11 protein-coding genes are annotated in these 17,915 nt (G+C 60.8%); all 11 read right to left on the bottom strand.

The window, feature by feature from the left end; translation table 11 throughout:
• Positions 1-4,392, bottom strand: coding sequence for a SprB repeat-containing protein (locus H8B13_RS18290; protein ID WP_187312276.1), 4,392 nt, complete (start codon positions 4,390-4,392; stop codon positions 1-3).
• A 169-nt stretch (positions 4,393-4,561) separates the two neighbouring features.
• Complete coding sequence (locus H8B13_RS18285) at positions 4,562-8,272, bottom strand: hypothetical protein (RefSeq protein ID WP_187312275.1); 3,711 nt, start codon at positions 8,270-8,272, stop codon at positions 4,562-4,564.
• On the bottom strand, positions 8,269-11,889 hold the full coding sequence (locus tag H8B13_RS18280) for a baseplate J/gp47 family protein (protein WP_187312274.1): 3,621 nt from the start codon (positions 11,887-11,889) through the stop codon (positions 8,269-8,271). Before H8B13_RS18280 ends, H8B13_RS18285 begins: the two co-directional genes overlap by 4 nt.
• Before the next feature lie 15 nt (positions 11,890-11,904).
• On the bottom strand, positions 11,905-12,345 hold the full coding sequence (locus H8B13_RS18275; protein ID WP_187312273.1) for a GPW/gp25 family protein: 441 nt from the start codon (positions 12,343-12,345) through the stop codon (positions 11,905-11,907).
• Between the two features lie 66 nt (positions 12,346-12,411).
• Positions 12,412-12,681 (bottom strand): PAAR domain-containing protein, encoded by a 270-nt coding sequence (locus H8B13_RS18270; protein WP_187312272.1) that lies wholly within the window; start codon positions 12,679-12,681, stop codon positions 12,412-12,414.
• Positions 12,682-12,725: 44 nt separating this feature from the next.
• On the bottom strand, positions 12,726-14,498 hold the full coding sequence (gene vgrG, locus H8B13_RS18265; protein WP_187312271.1) for a type VI secretion system tip protein VgrG: 1,773 nt from the start codon (positions 14,496-14,498) through the stop codon (positions 12,726-12,728).
• 55 nt (positions 14,499-14,553) lie between these two features.
• A complete protein-coding gene (locus H8B13_RS18260) occupies positions 14,554-15,273 on the bottom strand; it encodes a CIS tube protein (protein ID WP_187312270.1) in 720 nt (239 codons plus the stop codon).
• The gene (locus H8B13_RS18255; protein WP_187312269.1) at positions 15,273-15,461 is read right to left on the bottom strand and encodes a DUF5908 family protein; all 189 of its coding nucleotides are present in this window, start codon (positions 15,459-15,461) and stop codon (positions 15,273-15,275) included. The genes H8B13_RS18260 and H8B13_RS18255 overlap by 1 nt, the downstream gene beginning before the upstream one ends.
• Before the next feature lie 48 nt (positions 15,462-15,509).
• Positions 15,510-15,947 (bottom strand): phage tail protein, encoded by a 438-nt coding sequence (locus tag H8B13_RS18250; protein ID WP_187312268.1) that lies wholly within the window; start codon positions 15,945-15,947, stop codon positions 15,510-15,512.
• A gap of 12 nt (positions 15,948-15,959) precedes the next feature.
• On the bottom strand, positions 15,960-16,397 hold the full coding sequence (locus H8B13_RS18245; protein WP_187312267.1) for a phage tail protein: 438 nt from the start codon (positions 16,395-16,397) through the stop codon (positions 15,960-15,962).
• Positions 16,398-16,446: 49 nt separating this feature from the next.
• Positions 16,447-17,880 (bottom strand): phage tail sheath family protein, encoded by a 1,434-nt coding sequence (locus H8B13_RS18240; protein ID WP_187312266.1) that lies wholly within the window; start codon positions 17,878-17,880, stop codon positions 16,447-16,449.
• Positions 17,881-17,915 lie beyond the last annotated feature (35 nt).

The raw sequence follows: 17,915 nt of genomic DNA, 5'->3' as shown, positions 1-17,915 counted from the left end.
CTAGGGTATAGGCTGTTCGATTTGACCATAGCAGCCCTGATCCGTGATGGCCGTGAGCCGCGCCGCGCCGCCGGGTTTTTGCAACTGCGCTTCCACTTTCTGGCCCTGGTAAAAAGGCTCCGTGGGCTGGGCGATAAAGGCCTCCCAGACCCAGGCCGTAATCGACTCCTGGGGGACATTTTCGACGTTGCCCGTGAACACAAACCCGTTGTTGTTGGCTTGCCGGTCGATGCTGATAACGGATTTCGGATTCGGGCCTGCGCAGAGCTTTTGATACTCGCTGCCGGTGCATTGATTGCGCTCCTGAATGTCGAAAGTGGGCACCCGGGTTTCTTTGTTGTTGAGCCGGCGGTTAAGTAGAATGGCTCCGTTGAAGGGCGCGCCCGTGGCATCGGGCTCGTTGGTGTAGCGCATCAGTAGGCTGAAGGTGGGCGTGGGCTTGGCGACGGAAAAGGGCAGCTCCAGGCTAAACCGCTCACACACCAAGTGCTCGATCCAGACAATGCCGAAGGGGTCGGTGGCGGCTGGTTCGTAGCTCAGCACCAGGCGGTTGGCGCCCAGCTGGGGCCCAAACTCAGCTACCAGCGCTTGCTGGATACGCTCATTCAGCTTCTTGATGGCCCCGCCAATGGCGTTGCGGAAGTTGCCATTGAGTTGACCATTGGGGATCTGAATTAAGGTGGCGGCCCCTTCCAGCGGGAAGTCCTGGTCGTTGAAGCGCAACTTCACTTCCGCATCCTGCCGGTACGCTTCGTAGGGCGCGCCCTCCACCGGCGGTTGCAGCCACAACCGGTAAGCGCCCCGCCGCGACTGCCCGCCGCAGGGCAAATCGCAGGGCTGCTCACAGCTGTGCTTAACCTCCACCGAAGCCTTGCATCCCTGCTGGTCTTCCACCTCAATGACGGCGGAAGTGCCACTGGCAATAGGCTCCGTTACAAGGCTATCTCCCGTGACGGGCGCCCCGTTTAATAAGTAGGGTGGCGTGCCGCCCGCAATGCGAATAAAGGAACGGTAAGCAGCTGAGCCCTCGCAGGTGAAGTCGGTTTCCTGGAGCAGCAGCTGGGGGGCAATTTCTACGCGCTGCGCTGCCGTCGTCGTGTCGTCCGCGTCGCGCAGCACCAAGCTGTGCGCCCCGACCGGCAGCGTAACGGGCCCAGTGAGGGGCGCGAACTCGCCGTCGTTCACTTGGACCTGGTAGGGCGCGGTGCCGCCGGTGGGGGTTATTGCCACGGCCGCGCCATTATTGGCCGTCGTGCAGCCAGCCTGGGTGGTGAAGGCCAGCGGCTGGCGGCAGGAGTGCTGCACGCGCTGGGAAGCTGTGCAGTGGCGGCTGTCGGTAATGATAATCTCGGTTTCCGTGTCGCCGGGCAAGGCGTCGCTGAGGTAGGCGGGGCCATCAACCGTTCCCCGATTGGCCGAGTACGGTGGGGTTCCTCCGCTGATCTGCAAGCCGACCACGTATTCGTTGTGGTCGCCCACGCAGTCAAAAACCGGCTCCAGCAGGCGCAGCTGGGGGGCAATTACGAGCGTCTGCGGCGCCGACTCCACCGCTTCCGCATCGCGCAGGGTCAGCGTGTGCGAGCCGCCACTTACCAGAATGGCCCCGCTGAGCGGCCGGTACTCCTGGGCGTCCAGCTGGATGCTGTAGGGCGGCAAACCGCCCTCGGGCGTCACTTGCACCTCCGCCTCGTCGTTCGGATTCGTGCAAGCAACTTGGACCGTAAAAGTGGGCGGGGCTTTGGGCAGCACAAACTGCACCGGCGCGCAATCGGAGCAGCAGAGGTAAGGCAGGAAAAAGTCGGCAATAACGGTCCCGTCCGCCAACTCATTTACGGCCGCGGCAATCACTTTTTCGGCTTCATCCTGGGGCGCGGGCGGGGCTACGGCGCTCCGGGTGGGCGCCATCCCGGTGAGCGTGCCGATGATAAAGCGCACGTCCTCATCCACTACCAACTCCTTGTTGGCGCTGATGCGCCCCAGCGCTTCCGCTACCGCCTGCGTATTGAGGCTGCCCGATTCAGAAAGGCTGGTAACCGCTCTGGTGAAAGCTGTGGCCGGCAGGTTGGTCAGATTAAACCGCCGCAGCCCCAGGCCAGGCCGCCGCTGGTCCGGGTCGTCGTGGTACACCACGATGAAGGTGCCGCCCAAGGGCACGCCGGCTTTGTGCTGAATACCGGGGTGTTGCCGCAGAAAGTAACTGAGGAACTGCTTCTGCTTAAGCTCGGTCAGGCGCCGTTGGTATTCAGCCAGCAAGGCGCGAAAGGCCTCCAGGCGGCAGTTATAGAGGATGTCTTCCAGCCGATCGTCGAGCTCTTCCCAGCGCAGGAGCGCCACGTTGCCCTCCAAGTTAGCCGTCGCCTCTTCGCGCTCCCGCTCGATGGCTTCGGTAACGCTGGCCAGGTCCTGATGTCGTTTTTCCAGGCGCCCGAGATCTAGCTGCCGGAGGTCGGGCGTGAGCTGCTCGTAGAACTTGGTAATGTAAACCAGGATATAGAAAATTATGGCGTTCGACTGCGCGACATTCTGCGTGTTTAGAAAATTAATAATCACGCTGGGGTCCAGCTCCGGCAGGGCGCCCGCGGGCAGATTGCTATACCAGTCTTCGAAAAACCGCCCCAGGGTTTGAGGCTGCACCAAAAAGTCGGGTGCGCACTGCGCCAGCAAGGGCAGCTTGGGTTTGGCGGGCGCCGTTATTTTGGTGCGTCGCTCGAAGGGCAGGTCATAGAAATACTGCGTTTGCTTGCAGAGAAAGCAGGTCAGCTCCGCTCTTAGCGTGCCGTAGAGCGTTTCCAGGTCGTGAAACCGGCAGTCGGCGTCACGGATGTCTACGGGCATGGTGGCGTCGAACGCGCCCGTGCGCAGGGCAATGATGTCAATGGGCAGGCGGTGGCGGGTTTTCAGCCCCAGCAGAGTAGTCAGGACCGACTGATAGTTCTTGCCCAAGTGCCCCTCAATGCGCAGAAAATTGTGCGGCTCCAGGTCGTAGCGCAGGGGCTGCAACACAAACGCCGGGGGCGCGGGCGTGTACTCCTCGGCGCGGTAGCTCAGGTTCTGGTTGGCCCGGCCGCGCCGGGTCTTTTGGGAGTTCCACACCTGGTAGAGGGGCGGCGTCCCCGTTTGCTGGTAATAATAGGGAATGGCTTTGTCGGAAATAGGCCCCGCCCCCAGCTGGCTGGGCGTCAGGCGAATGTGCCCATCCCCGCGTGAATTTGTTGCCGCTTTGGGCAGGGGCGGATTGATGGTGAACTGGGCCACCATTTCCACCAGGCGCTGAAATAACCCGCTTACTTCCTGGCTCTGCTGCTCGCAGCCGCTGAGGGCCGCGGAGGACAAGAATGATTGGCGGTACAAGGCCGCATTCGGCACCGAGGCCGGCTGCACAGCGCCCAGCATCAGGTGGCGCGGAAACAGCTCCGACGGCGGGCAGCACGCGCAGAGCAGCTCGGCGCCCTTCCAGCGGAACTCCTCGTAGGCCGCCAGCAGGTCGTCGAAAAAATCGTAGTAATACGGCAAAAAACGCACCTGGCCGGTCGTGGCCGGGGTCGTATCCAGAAAGCCGAACGCCGCGCCGAAACCAGCAAACGGATTAGATGAATACTGGTCTTCAACTAAGGGCCGAAACGCGGTGTACGCCGCCGTTAAAGCCGCGCCCAGGGTTTGCGCCAGCTTCTCGCGCCGGAACACTTCCAAAAAGCCCCCCAGCACCTGCTGGGTCGTCGCTAGGCCCGTATTGGGGACGTCGTAGCGGGGCAGGCGCAGGTCGGGCAGCGCGAGGCGGGCTTGCAGGACACTGTGTACGTCGGTGGGGGTAAGGCCCGTGCCGAGCTTATTGGCCGCCGCAATGATGTTGGTCAGGTCCGCTACCCGAATCAGCAAGCGCCGCACCGTGGCCTTTACCTCGGCGCCCCGGTCGTCGCAGTTATTGGGGCTACAGTTGCGCAGCCCTTCTTTCTTGAGCTCTAAAAACAGCAATACGGCTTTGTCGGCCAGAAAATCAGCGGGCGTGCCCAGCAACGTAGTGTTGGGCTCACCGGCCGGAAACAGCTCCCACAACGGGTATTGCGCCTTGGCAGCCGGATCAATAAAGGGTCGGTATTCCAGCTCCGTGGGTAGGGTATACTCCGCGCGGTAGGCCACCAGGTGTACCTCGTCGGGCTCCACCATCAGGTAGCCCTCCGAGGTTATGCCGCAACCTTTGGTAAGGTGAATAGCGGCCGCGCCCGCCGTCGACGTGAGTTGAATTTCCAGCCCGCAGACGATGCCAATGCCAATGAGGTTGGCGCGCGTCAGCCGCTCCTGCTCGTCTAAATAGGTAAAGACCTGATTTAGATGCGCATTGGTGAGCACCTGATTGGCCTCGAAGACCGGGTAAGTTGCTTGTGTCGGTCGCATGGCGAAGGGCGGTTGTTAACCATTTAAAAGAGATTCGCTCGGGTGGTGTGCGGGGCGCTGGGGGGCATTTTGGGGCTAACTACTATTCCCAAGTGCGGCGTTGTCAGTGGAGCTTAGGGCCGCCGCGGGTGGCTATCCTCTCCGGAGGCGTCGGCCTGCAGGGCTGGCACTATGGGGAGTTGCCGAGGGCGGTGCTGCCCAGCCGCACCGGGTTTTGGTCGCTGCCGTCGTCGCAGTCGTGGAGGGTGGCGCTGGGGTAGGTGTTGCGCAGCTGGCTGAGCAGGTTCACCACCACCCGCAGGCGGTACGACACCTCCCGGTACGCCCCGTAGCGCTCCTGCAGCAGCGCTTCGAGCGCGGCCGCCGTGTCGCTGGCCGCATGGAAGGTGAAGCCGGAGCAGAGCGTTACCGGTTCGGGAGTGAAGGCGGAGAAGTCACTGAAAGCTCGGCCCGCCGTTATGTTGGCTTCCATCCAGTCCGAAAAAGCCCCCCCGTACTGCGCGACGATAGTGGCCGCACAAGCGCACAGCGCCTCCCCGGGCGAGGGCGCCGACGTGGGATAAGAAGCTACTCCCGCCCGCAAGATGGCCTCGACGCGCTCCTGTAGGCGTTCCTCCGTCCAGTCGAAAGCAGCATTCGCCGTCAGCCACGCGCACCAGGCGTCCTCAAACCGCTCAAACTGCCAACCGGTGAGCGCCGTTTGCTCAAAATAGCCCCCCAGAACCGCCTGAACTTCACCCCACAAAGCATCCGTTAAAACGGTGGTGCAGGTAAAGTCAGCAGGGGAAAGATTGGCCGAGAACTCGGCTTTTAACTGGGCCGCCAGCGCGTCGCGCTGCCAGTAGGTCAGGGTTTTGTCGGCGTACCAGCGCCGGAATACGTCGCTGAAAGCTGCGTACAGCGCCAGCGCGCAAGCACAGGCCTCCGCCTCCGACGGCCGAGCGCCCTCCGCGGTCAAGCCTTTGTTAATTAATAAGTTGGTTAATTCATTGACCACCGCGTCGCATGGGTCTTCTATAAACCCATCATTGCCGACCCAGCAGGTTTTTCCCAGCAAATGAGCGGGGGTTTCCTGCTGAATGGTGCGGTTGGCAAACTGGCGCAGCTCCAGATTGGTACTGAAGGGAGCGGTCCAGCCCGGCAGCACCAAGGTAAGCCGAAAGGAGTAGGGGTCTTCCTCGCCGCAGGTAGTGCAAGCGCCGTCGGAGCAGGCTGGGTAGAGCGCATCGCCGGGAAACTTGGGCCGCAGCAGCACGTGCTCCACCACCAGAGCCCGCGCGTGGCTGCTCCACGTCAGCAATTCGTCCCGCAGCGCTTGGGCTGCCGCTTTGGTTGGCAACAAGTCCGGGTGCTGCCCCAGCGGATTGCCGTTTTTATCCTGCAGCGTAAGCCGGAACTGCTCGGCTTCAGCAATTATGTCATAGGCATTGGGCTGAATCATCTGCTTCAAAATTTCCCGAAATGCCCCCTGGGTCGCGCCTTCTGCGGTGGGGCCGCTATGGTTGATTGTGCCGGTCAGCCACAGCTGGTTATGCGGATCTTGCAGGTGAAAATCAGTGAGCGTAAATGGCCCCGGGGCGGCCCCCGTCAGCGTGCCCGAAAACGCTAGATCGGGGTAGCCTAGAAGCAGATTGATGCGGCGTTGGAGGCCCGCAATGTTATCCGGGGCGCAGGGCGCTTGCCGGTACGAAAACGCTTTGCCCCGATCGTGACTGATAAGCGGATAGGCTTTCAGGAAAGCTAGTTTATCGTCAATCAGGCGCGCCCGGCCTACTTCCTGGCCTTGCAGGCTGGTGAGCAGGAGGGTGTATTCGCTGAATTGCTCGCCAAACCGGGCCAGCAGATGATCCAGAAATCGGTTGCGGCGGGCCAGAAACTCCGCCCGCGTTTCCGTCATGTCCTCCAGCGCCGCCTGATCGAGCCCGTCGATGAGCTCGGAATAGCCAGCCAGCACCGAATCGGTGAACTGGCGCACAAAATAGGTGCGCTGCACGGCGGGGTTCAGCGAAAACAAGTCGGCTGTGTGGGCCACCTGGGCCAGCGCATTGCCCAGCAGCTGCTCAAACACGAGCAGGTAGGCTTTCAGCTGTTTGGCCTGCGCCCGCCGCGGCGGCCCCACGTGGGAGGGCAGGCCAGCGGGGCCAATGCCATACGTCAGCGGAAAGGTATGCTGAATGGGGAAGTAGTCCTCGGGGTGGCGGAAGGTGCCCGCCGGCACCGGTAGATCCTGGAGGGCATTTTTGAGCTTGGGCCGGTCGGCTTCCCCGCGCAGCTGGGTCAGGGTATCGCGGGCCTCATCCAGGCGCGGCAGAAAAGGCAGCCCACTTTTGTAAAACAGAAACCGCGACAAGTTAAAATACAGCCGGGGCTGGTGCAGGGCGCTTATATACAGCAGCCACGAAGCACTGATTTTCGTGGGGTCAAACACCGGCTGCCCATTCACCCAGGTCGGGTCGGCGGCGCCTCTTGCCGGGTTGCCTTCCGCGTCGTACTTGGTAAGCAGTAGGTTGTTCACGGCCCGCACGCCCTCAATATCCATCAGCCGATTGATGATATCGGAGGTGCGCAGCACGGATTTGAGCTGGGCTTTTTCCAGATCTTCGGCCCTGATAAAGCCATTATTTAGGGCCGGGCCATTGAAAATTTCTTCCACCGGAATACCTTCCTCCAGCAGCTCCGGCAGCCGGTGGAATGGCACCGGCGGGTTGAAATACTGCGTAAGGGCCAACCAGATCTGGGCCTGCACCCGCTCGATATCGGCGTTGGGGGCTACTTCCACGTCGGCGCACACGGCCACATCTTCTATCTCCACGCCCTGCACGCGGCAGTAATCCTCGTTTAGGTTGCGGTGGGCGTGGAGCACGGCCTTGGCCGCGCTGACCGCCTGCGCTACTTTCAGCAGCTTGTGGCGGTAGCGCTGCACAAACCCCGTCGCCTTTTTGTCGGTCAACAGCGCCGCTACATCACTGACTGCGGTTTGGTTTTTGGCGGTGGTATCCCCAAAAAAGCGTAGGGCCGCATTTTCAATCCTGATTTTCTCGCCACCGGGTTGCAGCTCCAGCTCCCAGCTAGTGTAGAACACGTTGCGCCACTGCGTGCGCAGCTGCGCATCGGTCAGGGGCGTATTGTCGGTTTTATTGCGGTTGAACTTGGTTAACGTCAGGTGGAAGGAAGCGCCATTCTGCTCGGAAAACGCGTCGTGGCTGGCTAGAAAAAGATCCCACTCTTTTCGTTTTTCCAGCTTCCACTGCGGGAAGCGCACTTCCACCGTAACAGGGTGGCGCTGCCCCTCGGAATCGAATACGGCGTAGGTGTAGTCGATTTTGCGATCATTCAAATCACCCAATTCTGGGTCCTCTTCCAGCTCCAGCAGCACTTCGTACAACCCGCGCACCGCCACGGTTTGGGGGGTAAGCCGCTGGTTGAGGGGCTGGTGAAAACTGAGTTGCAGCTTGTCGTCTTCGCACCACGCGTAGTAGGGCACGTCGCAGGCGCATTCTTTACACCAGAGCCAGGCATTGCGTACCGGCTCCAGATCGATGAGCAGGCGGCGGAAGTCGTCGGGAGTGCAAGGGTTGATGGTCAGGATGTCGCGGGCCGTGAAGAAGGACTGATCTGGGAACGGCTGCTTCGGATCAGGAGAAGGGGAAGCGGGGGCCAGCAGATCCTGGATGTCCCAGCCCAGGCGATACGCCAAGTCGGTCAGGGCGTAGCAGAGCGCTTCGAGCATGGTGATGCCCGGGTCGTGCACGTTGTAGTCCGTCCATTGGCGGCTGCCCATCTGCTCAATAAAGCCAATTCCTTCCCGGCGGAGGCGGAAAAAGTCCTCAGCGGGTTTCAGCACGGGGTGCTGCGGGATGGACGTGGGCTTTGGGCTCATGCTGGGCAAGGGCAATGTTCGCGGGGGGCATTCTCCGCCACGGGGTCAATGATCTGGATCAGATGCTGGGCCGCGGGCACCGAAACCAGGATGGAAACCGCCGTAGAACCTTCCACTTCCGGCCGGTCGGCGGTACCCGTTGCGCTATGGAAAAGCTGAAAATCGGTGACGTAGTCCACGTAAGGCTGCTCTTCCACGAAGTTGAGCAGCACGGATTTGTAGATTTTGCCGCCAAAGGAAATACTGCTCTCCCTGCCCGGAAAGGCCCACGGCGACAAGAAGCGGGTAATGGCTTCCTGGAGCTGCTTGACGTAAAAAGCCTCATCATAGCCCTCGTACAGGCGCACCTTCAAGCTGACGGACACTTCCTCAAACAGCGGATTGCGGACGTGCAGCTGGACAAAACAGGACACGCGCTGGCGCAGGAAGGCCGCAATTTCCTCTAGCACGCCCAGGCTGGTGTAGGGCCGCAGCGGGTCGCGCAGGTTCTGCCGCTGCAGGTCGGGAATGGTCACTACCGTCACGTGGCCGGGGGCCAGCTCCCGGTAAATGCCCGTTCCACTGTCATTGGGCTCGTAGTGCAAATGGTTGATGCACTTAACCTTGTAAATGTGCGGGAAAGCCTCCAGCACCAGGTGCTCATAATCCCAGAGCGTCAGCGCGCGGTCTTTGTGGCGCAGGCGCTCACTGACGCGGGTGTAGAATGCGTCGGGAGCTTCCTGCCCGCGCCCGCCGAACGTGGCGAAGGGCTGCGCAAGGGTCTTGATGGCGGCTACGGGCTGGTCGAGCTTGGTGATGGTGCCCGCTGGCAGCACCTGCGCCAGCAAAGCGGGGTCGTTGGCCCGGTCGGTGAACGTGGCGCGCACGGCCTGCGCGGCCACCCGGATCAGCCGGCACGTGGCCTCGCTCTTGCTGGCCACGGCGGCCCGAATCCAGTGCGCGCCCGCGGGCAGCAAGGTGTTGGTGGCCGTCGCCTCCCGGGGCATAGCAAACGTGATGATGCCGGAGTTGAGCAGCTCCCCGGTTTGATCCTCCACGTCATTTGGGGCAAACTCAACCCACTCATTCTGGCGCAGATAGCTCCAGTGAATATGCGGATCAGGCTTTTGGGTGAGCGGAGCCGCCGTGCCATCCGCTACCTGGAACAGCAGCGCTACCTGCTGCGGGGGCTGCAAGCCGCTAAGGCCGAGGTAAAATTCGGCTTCACTTTCATGCTTGGCGTTGTCGCGCTGAAAGTCGAACTGGGGCAGCAGATACACGGGCTTGGCGGGCTGGAGCAGCGGGTGCTGTTCGGCCTGCCCAAACGGGCCCACTTGAAAGAAGTGCGCGGGGCGTTCGGCCAGCGCGGCTTTATCGGCCGCCGAGTGTAGCGCGATGGTTTGCGTGGCTTCATAGTTTAGCACCAGCGCGCTCATCGAGGGGCCTGCCGGCGGGCTTCCTGGGGCGCCGGCGTCTGTTTCCTTGCGCAGGTATTTGATCAGATCGGTTTGGTACTGGGATTGGCCAAAATCAGCGCTCAGCTTAAGGCGGGCAAAGCCGTGGCGGGCGGCTGTATTATAAATCTCCTCGCCCGCCACATCCGGAGCGTCTACCACGGGGGCGTTCAGCTGTTGCGCGAAGGGAAAAGAGGTTGCGGTTACCGCTACGGCTGCACTGCCCGAGGCTTGCCACTGGCCGGCCTGCAGAAAGTCGATTGTGACGGTAGGCGCGGCGCTGCCGTACGCGTCGGGCGGCGTCAGCCACGCGGCCTCCACGGAGGCCGCCGTTAGCGTTTTTTGAAAGGCCTCTTTCGAGCCGATAACCAGCGCGCTGCCCGCGACGGGGGCGGGCCCGAAAGGTTGAAAGGGCTTGGACGTGTCTACCGGCCCGAAGTCGTTGGAAACGGCCAGCGTTTTAAGCCCCGTGACTTTCACCTTAAGGGCGACACTTTGCACGACGGTGTCCTGCAACAACGGGTAGAGATACTGCTCCGACTCCTGCTGCCGCAGCTTAAGCAGCAACAGGGGGAGCGGCGTGGCGAACGTGTAGCCGTGCACCGCGGCGGAATAAGCCGTTACGGCCGGGTCTGCGCCAGTCAATTGTATGACTAATCGCAACACGCCCGACTCGCTGGTAAATTTGGTGGCCGTTTTTTCCAGCCAGCCCTTCTCGGTGGTAAGCAAACACTTAACCTGGCCGGCCAAATCCGCGTAGCTGCCGGTCACCGTGAAATCGACGGTAATGGTGCGCGTGCCCTCGGCCAGCCACAGATAATGCGAAGCAAGTGCAAAGCCTATTTCCGCCGTTGGCATGGGTATGTGCACCAGATTGCCATCTACGTACTGCTTGTGGTAAAATGGGTGCCACGACGCGTCCGGGGACGTTAAGGCAGCCCCCAAACCGTCGTCGGAATTAGCCACCGGCGCGGCGTACAATCGCCCTGTTTGCTTGGCCGCATTGGCCGCGGTGCCCACGGCTTCCGCGCCGTGGCGGTAGACGGTTTTTAGCGCCGTTACGGCAGCCTGGTTGGCTACAAAGTCACGGTCATTGGCAAAGAACACCTCTTTGCCTTGGCCGTCTTTGCCGGCTTTGAATAATTCGCCCCCCAACAGCAAGTGGGACTCCACATTCTTGGCCAGTTCCAACAAAATATGCGCGTGGGCGGGCTTGGGTGGCTTTTCTCGCAGCCGCAGAATATCACGGTAGTAAAAGTCGAGGTGGCGCTGGGTAAGGGTGTTGGCATCGTGACGAGCGTATTCGCGCAGGCGCAAAAACGCGAGAAAAAGAGTGTAGTGCGGCGCGTGATCATCCCAGTCGGTGAACGTGCGCTCCAGTGCTAGTTTCGCCTCGGCTACTACGCGCGCATACACTTTCAGGAACTGTTCAAAAACGGTGGTAAACAGCGTATGCGTGGCCAGGTGATTGACCTGGGTAAAGACGCTGCCACCGCTGCCGTAGCCCGTAGCATCAGCCGCAATTCCCGCCTCGTACGTGGCCCAATCGGGCGCGCCGTTGGGTATCCACTGCGTTGTCAGCCCCGCGGAAACAACCGAGGCGAAGGTGCTCATGGGGCTGCCCAACATGTTGATCGGCGGCGTGGGCACGGCATCCGTGAGGACTCCGAGCGAGATGCCCGCCTTGTAGTAGGCAATCAGGCGTCCGAAGCTAGGGGCCAGCTGGGCTGAAATAAGGTTTTGCAGCACGCTTTTCAGCCCTATTTCGGGCGGGAGCGTGGCCGCCATCATGTCCAGCTGCCGGGCCAGCGTGGCCGCACTGCTGAACAGATATCCCAGGTGGTTTTTCAGGCCCGGCTCATCAGCCTGGTTATCCAGCGTATTCAGAAATGTAAAGAAGGCGCTAACCTGGGCTTTGTACTGCTCCACGTCCTGCACCGCTGCCGTGGCCAGCTGCAGTGATACATCCTGAGCAAAGAACTGCTGCCAATTGCCGACGGCTACATTCTTCTCGTTGTAGTACTTCAGATAGCGGGCATAAGCCTGGGCGAACACCATGCTGTGCGCGGGCGTGCGCTCGTCGACTGGGGCGGAGGCGGGCGCCAGCGCACTGCTCGCGCGCTGCGCCTGACTCGTGCCTTCGCGGCTGAGTTTGAGCGGGTCCGTGTTCGGCGTGCAGGCCATGTCCGTAGCGGGTGGTTATCGTTCGGGTAGTTGGTTCAGGCTGGTAGTCAGGTTGATATCGGTGCCTTCTTTTTTGTAGAAGGGGAAGACGAAGTTGAAGCGGGAGTTGGTGGTGCGCACCCGGTAGATAACCTCGATGAACACCACGCCTTCCAGTTCGCGGCTGCTGTCCAGGCGTACTTCTTCCAGCTTTATGCGCGGCTCGTAGTACAGAATGGCCGACTCAATCTTGTCGGTCATCAGGGTTTTGGTGGTCGTATCGAGGCTTTCAAACACCAGCTCCTCCAGGTTGCAGCCAAACTCCGGCAGCATCACCCGCTCCCCCAGCGTGGTCGACAGCAAAATCTCCAGGCTGGAAGCAATATCAGCTTCCTGTTCCAGCATTTTTACCCCCCGCTCCTGGGGAGTGAAGGTGGGGGGAAAGGACCAGCCGCGACCAAGGAAAACGAGATTCATGGCATGAGGTATTTTGACTGGATAAGCTGCTTTAACTGCGGATACTGCTTCTCAGAAGCGACTTATTCAGCCGCCAATGAGCACCGTGGGCATGCCCGGCCCAATGATGGCCCCGCCCGACGCGGTTACGTCGCCGAAACGGGCCGCGGGCCGCCCCCCGATCAGCACCGTGAGCGACCCTTTCACGATGGCATCGGCCCCGCACGTGTCGCCCAGGCGAGCCGCGGGCAACCCGCCGATCAGCACCGTGGCCGCCCCTGGCGGGAGGATAGGGGTAGGTGCCCCGCTGGTCGCGGGGCTGGTAATCAAATCAGAAACGCGGGCCGCAGGGAGCATTTTTTTAGATGATTTTGGGTAGCATGGGTTTGCGGGTGTGGTCTTCAGTTGATACGGACCAGGCCGCCCTGAACGGTGGTGGTGGCACTGCCTTTCACGGCGGTGCTGGCCGAGGAAAGCTCGGCACTGCTGGTGCCCTGGGCCGTGAAAGCCGCCTGGGCCTTGAGGTTCAGATTTAGCCCTTCGGCTTTCAGGTCTTTGCGGGCTTTCAGGATGATATCCTTGCTGCTTTCGATGGTGATGCCGGCCTCGTTGAGGATGAGTTTATTGCCGTTTTGGTCTTTGATTTCTATCGTTTTATCGGCTTCCGAAAGCCGGATGCTATTGCCCCCGGGCGTGGCGAACACCAGCTCTTTTTTCTGGTCGTCGAAGGTCATTTTTAGCTTTGCCCGCGACACGTATCCCTTTTCATGGTTTGGGTCGGCGGGCGGGACCGGGGCCGGTTTACTGCTGCTGTGGCACATGCCCAGCACCACGGGGAAGCGGGGGTCGTCGTGCAGAAAGCCCACAATCACCTCATCCCCGATTTCGGGGCGGAAATAGGTGCCGCGCTGCGGGCCCGCGTCCAGGGTGGCCAGGCGGGCCCAGGTGCCTTCCTGCTGCTCACTGATCAGCGGCAGCCGCACCTTGATGCGGTCTTCGCCGTCGGGGTCGCCGGTTAGTCTGGTCACGACGCCCGTATGCAGGCCGCTCACGGCCGGCAGCAGGCCTGCGGCCGGCAAGGGGCGCAGGTTGTAGGTAGCGGCAAAAGGCTCCGGACTAAGGCCAAACTGCACGTCGGTTTGCCAGTTGCCCCGGGCTACCTGGTGTCGCACCCCCACAATGAGCATCTTGCCCTGCAGGCGCTCCCCGATGCCCTGCACGTCGATGAGCTTGCCCGGCAGCACGCCGGCAAAGCCCTGAAACTGAGCGCGGCCCCGCACTTTGCCCAGGCGTGCGCGCAGCAAGCTGCCATCGGCCCAGGCCTGGAGCTCGGGCGCGGAGAGCTTGCCCCCGTGCCGCAGCACGTGCGCCGCGCCCCCGAGTACCTGGGACAGCACCTGGGGCGAGAGGTTGCCGTTGCTGGTGGTAGTGGTCGGCTCGGTGGCTTCCGCTTGGGTTACTTGCTGCTCGCTCGCGTTCCAGCTGGTGGCCTTGATGCCGGGGCTCTGCAACCGGGCGTCCATCTCGGCGTCGAGCTCCAGGATGGTGGCGCCAAAGGTGGCCGTCACGGCGGGCTCCTGCTGCAGGTCGGGCTTGGCAATGCGGATCTTGCCATTCTCCACCATCACCAGCAGCCCATTCGCTTCGGCCCGACACAGCACGAAGTCCCAGTCGGTGGCCTCGTACTGGACTACTTCCCGCAAGGTGGGCTGCGTGGCTGCGATGTCCCGGCCGAGCTGGTAGCGGCCAATGATGTCGTCCAGGATGTCGCTGTCCTTTTGGTCGGCGTAGTAGTGGCTTTGCAGTCCGCTCGTCATTTTTACGGCCTCATCGCGGCATTCCACCATCAGGAAGCTGCCGTTCTGGCGAATCTTGACGCTGTGCTTGATGACGATGCCCGTAAACACCGAGGCCTCCTGCGAGCGGTAGCCCAGCTTGATTTCAAGCTTTTTGCCGGGAATGAAATAGTCGGTGTTGCCCACCGCGAACGTGCCGCGCGACGCCTCGCCGTCCTGGATATGCAGCGTGGCGGACGGTATCCGGTTTACTTCCCGCATCACCGCAATCGACTGCACGTGAATGGTGCCGGGAATCTCGGTGCCGTCCACCAGAATAGTAGCCGTGCAGACATCAGGCGTGGCGGGCGTAGGAATAGTGGCGGCGCTGGGGGGCATTTTTCTAGCGGTAGAGAATGAAATCAGTCATAACCTTGTGCAAAAGCTGCTTGACTCAGCCGGGAGCCGCCGTTTTATCGAGGGGCGGAAATACCAGGGACTGGCCCGGCTCGAGGCGGCGGAAGTTGCTGAGGCCGTTGGCCGCGGCCACGTGCAGGTAATAGCGGGCGTCGCCGTAAATGCGGTAGCAGAGCAGGGGTAGCGTATCGCCCCCTTTCACCTGCTGCACGTGGGTCAGGTCCGGGGACTTCTTGTCTTCTTTCGCCGCCCGAATCTGCTCTTCGATGCTGCTTTTAAACTTCACGCGCGCCACCGCCCGAATCGGGCTGCCGTCCGGATTGAACAGCTTATAGGTGACGCTCAGCTCGGTTACGCGGCCCTTAAAAATGGAGTGGCGGCCCCACACCAGCTTGAAGTGCCGCGGTTCGTGGGCGTCGCCTTTGTACTCGATCAGTACCTGCTTGAGCCGCTTCAAATCATCGGCAATATCCGCGCGGGGCTTGCCGTCGATGATGCCGGTGTTGTCGAACAAAAACTCAAAGGTGATTTCCTCCGGCTCGGTGTACTCGTACTTGAGTTGCTTGCCACTGGTGCCCTGGCCTTGGTCAAACTCCGAGAACTTGAGCTTGTAGTCCAGCGTGTAGCTTTCCGGGTTGATGAGGGCTTCGAAGTACGCGTCGTTGCCGATGGCCTCCCGGATGCCACCTCGCTCTGCTTCCTTCGAGTCTTTAAAGCCCAGAATGAGCAGCTTTTCCAGTTTGCCGCCGGTTGCCATTAGCGTTCTTTTTTCGCTTGCAGAATTTGCAACACCTGCTCCACGCACTCGGCCACCATGGCTTGCTTCTCGGCCTCCGTGCTGCCGTTGCGCGCGGGCACCAGCCCCGGCAGCGGCGCCGCGTGGTGGCCGTTTTCCACTGTGTTCACCGTGAAGCGAATGTGCAGTTCCTTGATTTCAATTGGCATGGGAAGGAGGGACAAGGGGGGCGGTAACGAAAGAGCCGGACTTCTTCGTTACCGCACCGTGAAGTAGCGGTACATGAGTTCGAGCGTTTCAACCACGATGGCATTGTCCGTGGAATTGAGGTCCGATACCAGCCATTTTTTCGGAATGGCCTGGGCGATAATCCAGGCGCGCAGGGTCTCACTTTTTTCATTCAGGAGAATGATGTTCAAGTCCGTAGGTTGAAAGTCACGGTCCCGGAAAGCGGCCAGGCACCACCGGATGACGTCCGAGTCGGTGAGCATGCCCCGCTTAAGCACCAGCTCGGAGTACTTGGTGCGCACTGGCAGCTTGTGGGTAAAGCGGTTTTCGCCGCCTTCGCGATATTCCTCCATCTCGTACTCCACTGCCAGCCCCGACACCGACTGAAAGCCCGTGTCGTGCTTGTTCTTGCTGATGCCGAATTCTACGCGGTAATAGAATCCCCAGGGCGGATAGTAGCCGGCCACGGTTGCGGAGCGTTAGATGTTCATCAGCTTCAGGCCTTCGTGCGCGATTTCGATGCTTTCCACGGCCACTTCGTTGGCATCCGATTTCAGGTCGGGGGCCGTGACTTTCACGGGAAAGCAGCGCGTCGCCGACCAGGCCGCCACGGGCTCGTGTTTCTCATTGAGCAGGCGAATGACCACGTCGCGGCGTCCGTTTACGCGCTCGTTGGTGATGTCACTGAGCCACTGGTTGAAATCGAAGTCGCCCTCAAACTTGCCGCGCTTCATGGTCACGTTCTCGTTCTTGCTCAGGCCCGGCATTTTGAGGGTGCTGAAGTCCCGGCTGTCGCTGTGCCGGTACTCAATGACCTGCACCTGCATGGAGAGGCCGGTAACTTCGGTGAAGCTCATCTTAGCGCCTCCCCAGTCCACCTGAAAGTGAAATCGGGGCAATGGATATTCTTGTGCCATAGGGCTTTGTGAAAAAAAAGTGAAGAGGCTTCGGTACCACACATTCAGATCAGGACTCGGCTAACTTGTGCGAGAACTTGAGGATGATGAACTCGGCGGGGCGCACTACCGCCATGCCCACTTCCACGTTCAGACGGCCTTCCAGAATATCGAGCGCGGTCATGGTTTTGCCCAGGCCTACGGCCACGTAAAACGCGTGTTCGGGCTTGATGCCTTGCAGGGCGCCCTGCCGCCAGAGCGTGGTCAGGAAGTTTTCAATCATGGCCTGCACGCGCACCCAGGTATTGGCGTCGTTGGGCTCGAAGACGAACGATTCGATGGCTTTCTTGACCGATTCTTCCACGAAAATGAAAAAGCGCCGCACGTTCACGTAGCGCCACTCGTTGTCGTTGCCCGCCAGGGTGCGGGCGCCCCACACCAGCGTGCCTTTGCCGGTAAAAGCGCGAATGGCGTTCACGGATTTGCCCCCCGCCACATCCACGTTCATCTGGTCCTGCTCGAGGGTTGAAAACTGGATAGATGGCTGAATCACGGCGCTCACGCTCAGGTTGGCCGGCGCCTTCCACACGCCCCGGCTGGTATCGACGGCGGCGTAAATGCCCGCCACGGCCGCGCTGGGGGGCATTTTGCAGATCATGTCGCGGATAGCCGCTTTGGCCAGCTCATACAGGCGGTTGCTGCCAACCTTCAACGTGTCGAGCTTAGCCGTAGTCGCGGCGCCCCCGTTGATACTGTGGTCCACGTCGATCTTAGTCTCATTAATGGCCAAATCGAGGACGGTATCCAGGTTGGGACCGTAGGCCGCCCCGTATTTCAGGTTCTTGGTGCCAATGCCTTGGTTGCGAAAGTTGCCAACCGCCGCCAGCAGATCAGCCGTCGGGTCCGACAGCGATTCCCCGTCGCCGTGCACATCCATAATCACGAAGCGGTCCTTCAACAGCTCGCACTGCGCCAGGGCGGCATCCTGCAACAATTTGAAGTCCCCGATGCTGAGCTGTTGCGCTTCCGGAATGACCAGCAGCGTGGGTTCGTCCACGTTGACTAAGGCATCCAGGCCCTTATGGAGGTCGTCTTCTACCAAAGCCCCTCCCAACGCTTTATAAGTGCCCGCCGAAACGATGTAGCAGGGGCCGCCGCCGTTGGCAAAAAACAGCTGCATCGCATAGTACAGGATGTGTTTGGAGCGGTCCGCTTCCGCAACTTTCCCCACCGCTTTTATCTCCTGGGTTTGGCTGTCGACCTGCGTTTCCGCCACCGCTACCTTAATCTTTTCCTCGGGCTGCGGGCCGCCAAAATACTTTTCGTAGCCTACCATGGAAGCGATGCGAACTGGCTTGAGTACCAAGTCGTCGGCCACCAGATCCTCCGCCTTTTGGGTGTAGCCAATGAAGGCGGGAATAGCGGTTTCTACGGGGGCAATGGAGGGGGGGAACTTGGGAATCTCTTCTATGTAAACTCCCGGCGTTTTGTAGAGAGCTGGCATGGCATAAGGCTGAGTAAGGTTTTGTAAGACAATTA

It is taken from the genome of Hymenobacter sp. BT188, from assembly GCF_014333585.1.
Lineage (GTDB): Bacteria > Bacteroidota > Bacteroidia > Cytophagales > Hymenobacteraceae > Hymenobacter.
The sequence above is the reverse complement of the archived record's forward strand: the minus strand, read 5'-3'. Positions and strand labels throughout refer to the sequence as shown.

Excerpts from the sequence above, each read along its gene's own strand:
- H8B13_RS18290 (WP_187312276.1), bottom strand. The coding sequence starts at position 4,392 with ATGCGACCGACACAAGCAACTTACCCGGTCTTCGAGGCCAATCAGGTG.
- H8B13_RS18285 (WP_187312275.1), bottom strand. The coding sequence starts at position 8,272 with ATGAGCCCAAAGCCCACGTCCATCCCGCAGCACCCCGTGCTGAAACCC.
- H8B13_RS18280 (WP_187312274.1), bottom strand. The coding sequence starts at position 11,889 with ATGGCCTGCACGCCGAACACGGACCCGCTCAAACTCAGCCGCGAAGGC.
- H8B13_RS18275 (WP_187312273.1), bottom strand. The coding sequence starts at position 12,345 with ATGAATCTCGTTTTCCTTGGTCGCGGCTGGTCCTTTCCCCCCACCTTC.
- H8B13_RS18270 (WP_187312272.1), bottom strand. The coding sequence starts at position 12,681 with ATGCTCCCTGCGGCCCGCGTTTCTGATTTGATTACCAGCCCCGCGACC.
- vgrG (WP_187312271.1), bottom strand. The coding sequence starts at position 14,498 with ATGCCCCCCAGCGCCGCCACTATTCCTACGCCCGCCACGCCTGATGTC.
- H8B13_RS18260 (WP_187312270.1), bottom strand. The coding sequence starts at position 15,273 with ATGGCAACCGGCGGCAAACTGGAAAAGCTGCTCATTCTGGGCTTTAAA.
- H8B13_RS18255 (WP_187312269.1), bottom strand. The coding sequence starts at position 15,461 with ATGCCAATTGAAATCAAGGAACTGCACATTCGCTTCACGGTGAACACA.
- H8B13_RS18245 (WP_187312267.1), bottom strand. The coding sequence starts at position 16,397 with ATGGCACAAGAATATCCATTGCCCCGATTTCACTTTCAGGTGGACTGG.
- H8B13_RS18240 (WP_187312266.1), bottom strand. The coding sequence starts at position 17,880 with ATGCCAGCTCTCTACAAAACGCCGGGAGTTTACATAGAAGAGATTCCC.